The organism is Posidoniimonas polymericola (genome assembly GCF_007859935.1).
GTDB lineage: Bacteria > Planctomycetota > Planctomycetia > Pirellulales > Lacipirellulaceae > Posidoniimonas > Posidoniimonas polymericola.
The window spans coordinates 472,123-485,016 of sequence record NZ_SJPO01000002.1 but is presented as its reverse complement, the minus strand read 5'-3'; the positions used below and the strand labels follow the sequence as shown (position 1 = coordinate 485,016).

Genomic DNA, 12,894 nt, shown 5'->3' with positions numbered 1-12,894 from the left:
TGGTGCGGCTTGCTGATTCTTTAGGAGAGCTACACCGACGACGCCGGGGCAGCGGCCAGCCCCCAATTGCGCCCCACCAACCTCTTGGTGGCTCCATCAAAAAGGGTCCTGCGAGCGTCGAGTACAGGTAGCCCACGGGAGGGCAGGGGACACCCAATGCATCCCGAGGCGAACTCGGCCGATCCACCCCAGGTTGATGCCCAGCAGCAACGGCGAGCGGGCAAGCCACTGCTGCAACGAGGCCAACCCACAGAGCGTCACCGAGCTGTCTGTTGGCACGCAGGTTGCTAAAATCGCGGGTGAGGTCGGCCTCCGTGAGGCGACCCTGCGTTGTCAGCCGCGACTTCCGAAGAAGAGAGATTGATAACCATGCGAATAGGACGTCAAAAGGTCGTAGTTCTCGCTGCCTGCCTGCTGCTCGGCTCGAGCAGGTCGGTCGACGCCGAGGTTGCCGAGTCGCTCTCTGACGCCCAGAAAGCCAAGCTGGCCGCCCAACCCCCAGTCACCGTGTCGACAGCGGTAGGCGAATTGACCCTGCCGCCCCCCTACGCGTCGGAACCGACCACCAAGCGTAGTCAGGTTGTGCCGTGGCCCGAGGGAGCGGCGCCGCGGGCGCCCGATGGCTTCACGGTGACCAGGTTCGCAGAGGACCTCGACCACCCACGCCGGGTCTACATCGCCCCGACCGGCGAAGGCTATTTCGTCGCCCTTAGCGACGACGCCCGCAACAGCCCCAACCGCATCGTGCTGCTCCGCGACGCCAATGGCGATGGCTCGGTTGATAAGAGGTTCGAGTTCGCCAGCAAAGCAAACGGGCTCAACCAGCCCTACGGCATGGCGGTCGTCGACGGTTACTTCTACGTCGGGAATGTCGACTCGGTGATGCGATGGCCCTACCGCGACGGGATGACGCGGCTCGAGGGCGAAGGCGAGCGGATTGCTGAGCTCCCCGCTGGTGGCTACAACCACCACTGGACCCGCAACCTACTGGCGACGAACGATGGCGGGCGTCTGCTCGTGACGGTCGGGTCATCGAGCAACGTCGGCGAGCACGGCATGGAGGAGGAGGAGCGACGCGCGTGCATCCTGGCAATGAACCCCGACGGGTCCGGCGAAGAGCTCTACGCGTCGGGGTTGAGGAACCCAGTCGGCATGGACTACAACCCCGTGACGGGGGAGCTGTGGACCGCGGTCAATGAACGCGACGAGATCGGCGACAACCTCGTCCCCGACTACCTCACAAGTGTACGCCGGGGAGGGTGGTACGGCTGGCCCTACTCGTACTACGGGGACCTGCCCGACCCCCGGTGGGGTGAAGACCCTCACGAGGAATTGGCGAGCCAAGCGATCGTCCCGGACGTGCCGGTCGGTTCGCACACCGCGTCCTTGGGCCTCGCGTTCTACACCGGCGACAAGTTCCCCGAGCGCTACCACCAAGGGGCGTTTGTCGGTCAGCATGGGTCATGGAACCGCGCCAAATTCGCCGGCTACAAGGTGGTGTTCGTGCCGTTCGACGAGGCCGGCCGACCCCAGCCGCCCGAGGACTTCCTCGCGGGCTTCATTGCCGACGGGGACGCGAGCCAGGTTTACGGCCGGCCCGTCAGTGTCGAGGTGACCACGCAGGGCGACTTGCTGGTCAGCGACGACGACGGCGGCGTGATCTGGCGGGTGTCCTACAATAAATAGCCTCCTCGGCCCTCCAGGGACTCGCTCGGGACTAACCCGACAAGACCGCGGCGTGGCTTCCGTAGCAATCATGCTTGCCGCACTGGCGCAGCAGACGCCGCGGGCAGAGGACCCGTGGTCCTCGTTGCGCGACTTCAGCTTTCGAACTAGCCACTACTGAGCCGTTATCCCCGGACCAGAAATTCGGTCTGTGCAGGTCTGGACTGCGTCCCTGTGGTTGAGCCAGCGGCTCTCGCAATCGTAGGATCGCCCGCGGGTCGAGGCAGCAGCGTCGGCGGTGACCGAATCTCGATACCTGCCGACCTCAAACCCGCAGGCGCCTGGGTTGATCTAATACCAGTTGCTGGGGTGGCTGGTCTGAGCCCAATCGACCGCGCCGACGGCGATCTCGAACGTGGTCCCGCCGAGTTCCTGAGGGAAAAAAGCCCTCAGACTAGCAAGGGCGGCCTGCAGGGCGGACTCGTATTCCGACGGGTAGGCCCGGCCGGAATAAGAGAGGGAGTAATCGCGTAACGTAGCGTCAATTCACGTACCACCAGCAGGTTTGGTCGCACCACGACCAAGCAGCCACGCGTTCACTTCCGACCGCTGGCGTCAGGGCAAAAACCCACCTCAGAAGTGCCTAATTTGCGTCAATCCGTGTATACTAGGGGCTTCTCCCGGATCCCACTGCCCGAGCTCAAAAGGGGCAGTCGACAAAGCTTCAGGCGGCACAGGAATGGCTTGGAATCGTGCGTTTGGCAACGAGTGCCGCGGCAAGGCTCAGCCGCCCAGAAGAAACCGTCGCGGCGACCGCCTCGCCCGGCTGAGCGGTGGCCGGTCGCTCGTGTTCGAACTGCTCGAGGGGCGCCGCCTGCTGGCGGCCGACTTCGGCGATGCGCCGGAGCCCTACCCAACGCTGCTGGCGGATGACGGCCCGCGACACGAAGCGGTCGGCCCGCAGCTTGGTGCGACACGCACAGCCGAAATGAATGGGCTACCCTCCGCAGCTGCCGACGCCGACTCCGGCGACGACGGAGTTACGTTCGGAGAGATCCGAGTTGGCCAAGCCAACGCGACGGTGGCCGTGAACGTCCAGAACGCTCCAGCCGGCGCGCGGCTCGACGCATGGATCGACTTCAACGGCGACGGTTCGTGGGACGGAGCGACCGATCAAATCATTCGCAACGCCCCAGTCTCAGACGGCGAAAACAGCTTTCGATTCGAGGTCCCATCTTGGGCCCAGGCCGGCCACACCTCGGCGAGGTTCAGGATTAGCACAATCGGTGGACTGAGCCCATTCGGTCCAGCGCTTGACGGAGAGGTAGAAGACTACATCGTTGAGGTCTCGTCACCATCCAAGTCGGCGGGCGAATACGCGGCTCCGACCTACATTGCGCATACCTCGGTCCCCCTTACGAAGCTCGTGACTCTCGACCTTGATCGAGATGGAGATCTTGACATCGTCTCATTGTCGTTTGGCGGCGACGCAATCGTATGGCTAGAGAACGGTGGCGAGTTAGATTTCAGCGAACACCTTGTCCCCAACACGCTTGACGCCCCCACCTCGATTGCCGTGGCAGACCTTGACGCTGACGGAGATCTAGACCTTGCGGCAGCCTCTAACTACAACGACAAGGTTGCGTGGTACGAGAACGACGGCTCACAATCATTCACAGAACACATTGTTTCCTACAATGCGAACACGGCGTCAGATGTCTCTTTCGTAGATCTGGACGGGGACGGCGACCTCGACCTTCTCGGCACAACACGCCTCGAACACACCGTTTCGTGGTATGAGAATGATGGACTCGAGCACTTCACCGAACACCAGATTGCATCGGACCTCTACAACGCGATCGGTGCTGAGGCCGTCGACTTGGATGGCGACGGGGATCTCGACATCCTTGTGGAACGAAGCGGCGGTTTCTTCTACAACATCGACTGGCTGCAAAACGACGGTTCTGGGAACTTCACCAAGAGGCGAGTACCAACATCGTTCGGCAACCCAAATCAACCTGTGGTGATTGATGTCGACGGCGATGGGATGTTTGATTTGACGGCGGTTTCTGGGCTGACAGGCGCGGTCGGATGGTACCAGAATCTAGGAAACGGCGGGTTTCGTGAACACTTAATCCTAGGGACAGAAACTGGCACCGTCGGCGGCAAGCAAATCCTCGCAGGTGACTGGGACGGCGACGGCGACACTGACATAGCGACTTCCTCGGGGGCCGCACCTCGCGTTCTTGTCCAGTACAAGAATGATGGGGCAGAGCAATTCTCGGCCAGCGATCCATCATACGCTGCGGGCGGTGGGGCCATGACCATCGGGGACATAGACCAGGACGGCGACCTCGATCTACTGCAGGCATTTAATTCTCCGTACAAATTGGCGTGGTACGAGAACGTCGTCAATGCCAGCGTGACGGTGCTCAACGGGGTCGCCTCGGAAGTCTCCCCCGACTCGCCGCTGAGGTTTCGGCTTGAACTCTCCCACCCAAGCGTGAACCCGACAGTGGTCGGCTTCTCGGTCGGCGGCTCTGCGGCGCATGGCCTTGACTACGTCGTCGGCGGCCCTGTAGCGCTCCAGGGCGGCCTTGGACAGGCAGAGTTCCCGCCCGGGGAAACCGTTATTGAACTATCATTTACGCCCCTGGATGACTCGCTTTTCGAGGGAGCAGAGTCGGTAGTCGTGCAACTACTCCCAGGAGCGGGCTACGCGGTTGGAGACGACTTCGAGGCGTCAGGATCCATCCTGAGTGACGAATTTGGGGGCGACTTCGGTGATGCCCCCGCGCCCTATCCAACACTGTCCGCCAGCGATGGCGCTCTGCACAGCGAGTCGTCCGCGAACACGCCCATGCTCGGAGCGTCGCTGTCATTGGAACCAGACGGGCTCCTCTCTGCTGACGCCAGCGCCGACGACGACAACGGCGTCACAATCGCGGAGGTAAGAGTGGGGCAGTCCGCCGCTACTGCTGTTGTCGAAGTAAGCGGCGCACCAGGCCGACTCGACGCGTGGATCGACTTCGACCGGGACGGCTCCTGGGATGGGCCCGGGGAACAGATTGCCGCCGGTCTGCCGCTGGAAGTCGGGTTGACTCCTGTGTTCTTCGCCGTTCCGGCCACCGCAGCTCCCGGAGTCACCTATGCCCGATTTCGGATCAGCAGCCACGGTGGGCTCGCTGTATCTGGCGTCGCCGGTGATGGCGAGGTCGAAGACTATGAGCTCTTGATTACGCCTCCTGTTCAGGCAAACGGGAGTTTGCAGTACGGCGGCGAGCTCGACCCAACCGTCATGTACGCCGACTCTATTACCACTGCCGACCTGGACCGCGATGGGGACGTCGACATCATCGCCTCGCTGGGGGATGGCGGCCTGGTGTGGCGGGAGAATCTTAGCGGCGGTATTTTCGCGAACCACCTAATCGACAGTGAGAGGGTAATTGGGTACGCCCTTTCCACTGCGGATCTAGACCTTGATGGCGACTTAGACCTGCTTGTTGGCTCTGCAGTAGCAGACAGCGTGTTGTGGTACGAGAACGTCGGCCAGCTAGCATTCGTCCGGCGCAATGCGTTTCCGTCGCTGAGAGACCCCAGAATGGTTGCAGCGTCGGATGTGGATCGGGACGGCGACATTGACGTTCTTGGGGTTTCCTCGGGTTCCGACAGGACGATCGCTTGGTACCTCAACGACGGTCGACAAGTTTTTACCGAGCAGATCGTGTCTGCTGGCCTTTACCAGCCCTGGGACTCAGTCGCACGAGACATCGACGGCGATGGAGACCTTGATGTGCTGGTCGCTTCCGTTAACGGCGACGTCCTATGGTTCGAGAACGCTGGCGATGGGAACCATATCGAGCAGCTTGCAGTCGGCGGCCTAGGCTATTCCACCGCTGTATCAGCTGGCGATTTTGACGCCGACGGCGACACCGATATCGTCGCCTGGTCTGAAGACGACGAGAGGCTCGTGTGGCTAGAGAACGACGGAGGCGAGGTCTTCACCCAGCACGAAATCAATGCGTTCCCGAGCTCCCCGCACGCGGTTCATTCCATCGAGGTGGTCGACCTCGACGGCGACTCTGATCTTGATCTCGCGGTCAACATCTCTAGCACCGGGGGTTTCGCCTGGTACGAAAATGATGGCTCGGGGAGCTTTGTCGAGCACGCGATGTCGCCCGCAAACGGGGCCCAGCTACCAGTCGCCGCGGACCTCGACAACGACGGCGACCTCGAACTCTTGACGGGAAGAATTGGTGCCGAAGGCGTCGAGTGGACAGAACTGGCCCATTCGGTTGAACTGGCGATCAACCAGGGTTTGATCGGGGAAGCTGACGGGCGGCCGCTCTCCATCACCCTCACTACCCAAGAGGCCGTTAACACTTCTGTCGAGGTCGCATTCAGCCTCAGTGGCGCCGCAGACTATCGCTCTGACTACGATCTCGTTGGAGCTACCTCCTATGATGGCGACACTGGCGTGATCACAATACCACGCGGTGAGAGGATGGCGAGACTTGAACTAGTCGCACTCAATGACTTCCATATTGAAACCTCGGAGGCCTTGCTTCTTGAGCTTCGGGACGGCGCCAACTACGTGCTATCTGGCCAAACCAGCGCGACGATTGTGATTTCTAGCGATGACTTGTATTCCGATTTCGGCGACGCCCCCTCCCCCTTCGCGACGCTCCTGTCCGAAGACGGGGCCCGTCACTCCCCGACCGCCGACCCGGCCAATGCCCCCCTATTGGGCGAGCTCCTCGGCAGCGAGCCAGACGGTACGCCGGACGCCGAGGCGAATGCCCACGGCAGCGACGACGGCGTCGTGTTTGGCGAGCTTCGGCCCGGTCAGCAGGACGCCACGATCACCGTCACCGTTAGCGGCGCCGGCGGCCTTCTTGACGCCTGGATCGACTTCAATGCCGATGGCTCCTGGGGAGGGGTGGGCGAGAAGATCTTCAATTCCGTTAGCGTCGACGTCGGCCAGAACGAGCTTAGCTTTGATGTGCCAAGCCACGTTGGAGCCGGACCGGTTTACGCCCGCTTCCGCCTGAGTTCGACCGGGAGCCCCACGCCCTACGGCGTGGCGGTCGATGGGGAGGTCGAAGATTATATCGTAGCGATCGCGTCTCCGGCCGCGACCGGGGGCGATTTCCTGCGGCGCCTGCTGATTTCTGAAACCGATTTCAATCCGGAGAGCCTTGAGGCGGCCGACATCGACGGCGACGGCGACATGGATCTGCTCGCAGAGTTGTCTGAACCGTCTCAGGTTGCTTGGCTGGAGAACGACGGAAACGAGAACTTCGAAATCCGAGAGATCGCTGGCGCCACGGGGCGCGTGTTGAGCAGCGGGGACTTCGACGCAGACGGCGATGTCGACTTTGTTACTGGGGGGGAACAGTGGGTAAAGTGGTTCGAGAACGATGGTGCGGGCAACTTTAGCTCCTACCTGATTGCCGCCAACTGGGGCCTCCCCAGCTCTGCCGCTATCGCCGACATGGACGGTGACGGCTCGCTCGATATCGTTGTCTTGAGCCACGAAGACAGGCGACTCTCTTGGTTCCGCCGCACGGCCCCCAGCTACTTTGAAGAGCGAGCGATCAACGGCGAGCTGGGCTACGCGGACAATCTGAGCCTGGCGGACATCGACCGAGACGGCGACATTGATGTTGTCACCGCGAGAAGTGTCCGCAGCAGCATTGCCGCTGTTACTTGGTTCGAGAATCACGGTGAAGGCGACTTCGATCCGCATGTCATCGACGCGCGAGGGGGGATACGCGCTACGAACCCGGTCGACATTGATCTGGACGGCGACCTGGACATCGCATTCTCCGCCCGCGGCTTGCGTGTCGCCTGGTACGAAAACGACGGCAGCCAGAATTTCACGCTCATTACCCGGGCGTCGGGACACAGCTACGAGTACAAAGACTCCGAGGTGGGCGACTTCGATGGAGATGGAGACCTCGATTTCGTTGTGCTCGATGGCGTCAGCTACAGCGTTTCGTACTTCTACGCGAACGATGGGGACGGCCAGTTCACGCTCGCGTCGCAAACCGACCCCTTCGTGCTGCACACCCCGCTGCTCAGCGTCGACCTGGATGGCGACGGAGACCTCGACCAGGTGGCGCTCTCCGCCGGGTCGGACATGATCAACTGGCTCGAGAACGTGGTCACAGCTGAGATATCCCTTCAGAACGCACAATCGTTGTCCAGCGAGGGGGACGTTCTCGACCTTGTCGTCGAGCTTGACCACGCCCGGCTGGTCCCAACTGAGCTTGCCCTGCTTGTCGGGGGCGGAGCAGAGTATCTCGATGACTACGAGTTGTTGGGGGCGACGCTCCGAGAGCCCGGCGTCCTCCTGCTGACGATCCCCGCGGGACAACGGTCTGCCACCTACTCGCTCTCGGTTATCGACGACCTCGTGGTCGAGAGCGACGAGACGCTAGTTGCTACGCTCGCCCCCGGCCGGGGGTACCGGGCCGGCGAAGCAGCGGACTTTGAATTCACCATCACCAGCGACGACACGCTGGCCGACTTCGGCGACGCTCCCGCGCCGTACCCAACGCTGCTCGCGCAAAATGGCGCCCTGCACGCCCCCTCCCCAGTCGGCATCCAGGGCCCAAGGCTCGGCGCAAGCTCGAGCCTGGAAACAAACGGCTCACCGAGCGCCGCGGCGAATGGCGACGATGACGATGGAGTCTCCTTCGTAGGGCTTTTCCCGGGCAGCGTTAAGGGCATAGTTGCTATCGCCGTTCAGGACGCTCCTGGCCGTGTCGACGCCTGGATCGACTTCAACGGGGACGGCTCATGGGACAGTCCTGGCGAGCACATCCTGTCCGACGCGCCGGTTGTGGTCGGCGACAACACGCTGATTATCAAAGTCCCGGCCTGGGCCAACCCGGGCGTGGCGTACGGCAGGTTCCGCCTGAGCACCGCGGGAGGTCTGGGCTACGCCGGGCCGGCCGCCGACGGCGAGGTCGAGGACTACGCGATCACCATTGAGGCGCCTCCGGCTACGACTAGCGAATTCGCGAAGGCCGGAGCGATTACTACCCTAAATGGGCAGTACAGGTCTTACCAACGACTGGAAGCAATCGACCTGGACGGCGACGGGGACCTCGACTTGCTTCCCCGCTTGCCCTCCTCAGGAGAACATTGGGCCGAGAACACCGGCGATGAGAGCTACGTGCTTCGAGAGCTGGGCCGGCGGGTTGACGGGGTCTCACCAGCTGACATCGACCAGGACGGCGCCCCGGACCTGCTCGTCTGGGTCAACGGCTACTCGCAGGGCGGTTTTGGCCTGCTTGAGAACGACGGGATTGGCGGGTTCACCTACCGCACCATCGACGAGTCGTTCCAGGATGTCATGGACGCTGTGGCCGCTGACATCAACGCCGACGGGACGCCCGACCTTGTTGTCGCCAGGAAGAACGGAGAAGTCCTGTGGCTCGAGGCCGCTGCCGGCGGCTACGAGCTCCACCTGATTGGTGATTATGCGACGAGCTCCTTCGACGCCGGCCCCGTTGACCTCGAGGTTGCCGACGTCAACGCCGATGGCTACGTCGACATCGTGGTCACCGGTGACCTGCACGGCCTGAATCCAATTTGGCTGCAGAATGATGGCCATGGCAAGTTCAAGCAGAACTACCTGTCTCTCGCCAGCAATCACAACTACGCCACAACAGTTGACATTGACGACGACGGCGACCTGGATGTCATCACGATCGGACGGTCCGTCCGATGGCATGTCAACGACGGCGGCGAGTTTGGCTACTACGAGACTCTGTCGTCCTCTCGATACTGGCAACGCCCCCTCATCGGCGACTTCGACGGCGACGGTCGGATGGAAATCGCCGTTGGCAACGACGACGAAGCAGTGGTGCTGGAGTATGACGGCGCCTCGGGTCTTTCCGAAACTCATCTAGATATCAAGTCGAGCACACTGGCGGTTGGCGACATCGATGGCAACGGAACGCTCGACCTCCTCGCCTGGGAATCCTCGGGGGAAGTCACTCGCTGGTCGCAGCCCCTCAAGATTTCGCTGAGCTCCGGCCCGTCTGCGGTCGTGGAAGACTCGACTTTGGGGATCGTGATCCGCGTTGAGGTGGGCAGCGCCAGCCACCGCGGCATCAACGTCGAGCTCGCCCTGTCGGGAACAGCGACCCTTGGCGAGGATTACCTGATCGAAGGGGCAAGTGTGAGCAGCCCCGCCGTTATCGCCACTGAGATTCCAGCTGGTTCACCGTTTGTTGAGATCGTCATCCGCCCAATCGAGGACAGTGTCGTCGAGTTGGCAGAATCGATTATTGTCGACCTGCTGGGGCAGCCGGGCAGGGCCGCGGGGGTCATTCTTTGCGACCCCGATATCGCCGACTACGGCGACGCCCCCTTCCCCTACCCGGTGAACGCCGCCAGCGGAGGCGCCGCCCACTGGGCGACCGGCCCCTACCTCGGCGCCACCCGCACGACCGAGGGCGCGGGGTTCAACTCCGCCGACGCGGCGGGCGACGCCGGTGACGACGGCGTCGTGTTCGCCGCGACCTACCCGGGCAACGCTTCGTCCGAGGTGACCGTCGAGCTCAGCGACGCACCTGACGGCGCCCTGCTCGACGCCTGGATCGACTTCGACGGCGACGGCACCTGGAACGGGCCGGGCGAGCACGTGTTCGCCGGCCAGCCAATTTCCGAGGGTGAGAATCTGCTCTTGTTCACCACGCCCGGCTGGGCGTTGCCAGGGCAGTCCGCCGCCCGGTTCCGCGTCAGCACCACGGGCGGACTCGGCATTGTCGGCGCCGCCGATGACGGCGAGGTAGAAGACTACCTGTTGACCATCGCCCCGGCGCAACGCAAGGTCCCAACCTTCGCCACGGGCGCCATCGGCGCCCCCGAGTCGGACGCCACCTACCCGAATGTCGTGGATTTCGATCGAGACGGCGACCTCGACGTCGTCTATGTGCTGAACCGGCAGACCATCGTTTGGCAGGAAAACCTAGGCGATACCCGCTTCGCAGAGCACACTGTCGGCGACCTCGCCTCGCTGACGATCCTGCAGCCTGAGGTCGTCGACCTCAATGGCGATGGCCTCCTAGATGTGCTCGGGGTGGCCAGAGTCAGCGGCGCCCCCGATACGCTAGGGGTTTTTCTGCAGCAGGCGGACGGCTTCTTGGCAATTGAAGGCCCTGCTGGCATGGACTCGGTCTCGACGTACGCCGTAGGAGATATCGACTCCGACGGCGACATCGACCTACTCTTCGGCGGCCTAACCTATGGATCGAATGACGGATCACCGACACTCGAGAACTTCGCGTGGCTAGAGAATGACGGCACGGCGGCCTTCACGCGACGCGTTATCCCCTTCGGTCGACCCTCGCCCTACCCTGCTAGTAACGCGAACCTAGCCGACTTAAACGGAGATGGGCATCTGGACTTCGTCGTCGCGAGCGCCGCCGGCGTTCGAATCGTGACATTTGAGAACAACGGCAGCCAGGAATTCACCGCCCGCTTGACCGATCCTCGCCCAACGCAGAGTTTTTCTCGCTACGGGACCCTTACGACAGGCGACTTTGACCTCGATGGCGACACCGACCTGATCGCGACGTCTGGGATCTACTCCTCACCCGGGTCTTGGTACGAGAATGATGGAACCGGCCGGTTTACCGAGCTCCCCAGCACCTTTTGGGCCTACAACGCGTCGAGTGTGACGACCGCCGACGTTGACGGCGACGGCGACCTCGACGCGGTGTACAGCGGGGCGCCCTTCCTGACGTGGCAAGAGAACCGGCTCCGCGGCGACTACAACGACGACCAAGTCGTGAATGAGGCCGACTACGAAGTGTGGCGTTCGACGTACGGAGAAGTCGGCGTCGCCCCGCGTGCCGACGGGAACGCCGATGGCAGGGTCGACGCCGTCGACTACGCCATCTGGCGGGACGCGCGAGTCGCCCAGCCGGAGCGAGTGTTTCTGACGCAGATAGCGGGTGCGTACGGCTGGTTCGGTGCGGAGATAGGCGACCTCGACGGCGACGGTGATCTGGACATCGTCACAGGCGGCTACGAGGGCCTCACTTGGTTTGTCAACGTCCCCTCCGTTCATGTCACCACAAGCGGAACCGATCTGCTGGAAGGTGGAGAGCCGCTCGAGGTGACCTTCACTCGCACCGAGCAGCTCGATCAGGACTTTACGCTGGAGCTGCTCCCAAGCGGAACGGCGGGGTTCAACGTCGACTACACCGTCAACGGTCTCAGCGCCCGCCAGGTCGTTATCCCCGCTGGCAGCAACTCGACTACGATCGCCCTGAACGCCGTCGATGACGGGCTTTCGGAACTAGACGAACCATTCTCGATCGGGTTTCGGGGAGGCCCCAAGTACGCGGTCACCGGCACAAGCAGGCTTAGTGGCGCGGTTCAAAGCGACGAGCCTGGCGGCGACTTCGGCGACGCGCCGGCGCCCTACGCTACGCTCCTGGCCGACGACGGCGCCCGGCACTCTCGCCTGACCGACGTCGACCCGCGTCTGGGAGCGACGCGTGCCGATTCGTCCGACGCCGCGCCTTCGGACACTGCCGTAGGCGACCTCGACGACGACGGAGTGCTGCTCACCACTGTGCAGGCCGGGCAGGAAGGCGCCTCGGCCACGGTTGAGGTCCAGGGAGCCGCAGGACTGCTCGACGCCTGGATCGACTTCAACGGCAACGGCAGCTGGGACGACGACGGAGAACAGGTGTTTGCCAGCGTCCCCGCCGGGCTCGGCATCAACGAGCTCGCTTTCGACGTCCCGGCGGACGCCCAGCTGGGAACGACCTACGCTCGGTTCCGCATCAGCACCCATGGCCAGCTCGGCCCCGAGGGCCTGGCCGCGGACGGCGAAGTCGAGGACTACCCGCTGATGATTGACCCCGCGCCGGTCGAGGCCCCGTTGGCGTCGTCGGAGGCAGCCTGGACCGAAGCCGCTATCAATGCGCTCGCGTTTGCCGCTATCGACACTGGACCACCGATCGTGAAGCCTGCTAGTCGGCCGACTCCAACCACATCGATCGGCCCGGTGACGGATGATCTGCTGGAACTGCTTGCGATTGAGCAGGCGCGGCGCCCGCTCGCTACTGCCTACCGAGCCGACTACGACCAGGCTATCGGCTCCGATGCCGACGAGCCGGCGGCTTCAGACGGATCAACAGCAACGCTGACAGAACAGGTGCTTAGTTCTCCTAGCCGCGGCTAGCCCGTCCACTTGGC

Annotated in this window: 2 protein-coding genes; both read left to right on the top strand. The window is 63.0% G+C overall.

The window, feature by feature from the left end:
* Window positions 1-369: 369 nt before the first annotated feature.
* Window positions 370-1,686, top strand: a complete 1,317-nt coding sequence (locus Pla123a_RS05785) for a PQQ-dependent sugar dehydrogenase (RefSeq protein WP_146584793.1) — start codon at window positions 370-372, stop codon at window positions 1,684-1,686.
* A 718-nt stretch (window positions 1,687-2,404) separates the two neighbouring features.
* Window positions 2,405-12,880 carry an FG-GAP-like repeat-containing protein gene (locus Pla123a_RS05780; protein ID WP_146584791.1) on the top strand — a complete coding sequence of 3,492 codons (10,476 nt, stop codon included), beginning with the start codon at window positions 2,405-2,407 and terminating at the stop codon, window positions 12,878-12,880.
* The last annotated feature ends 14 nt before the right edge of the window (window positions 12,881-12,894 follow it).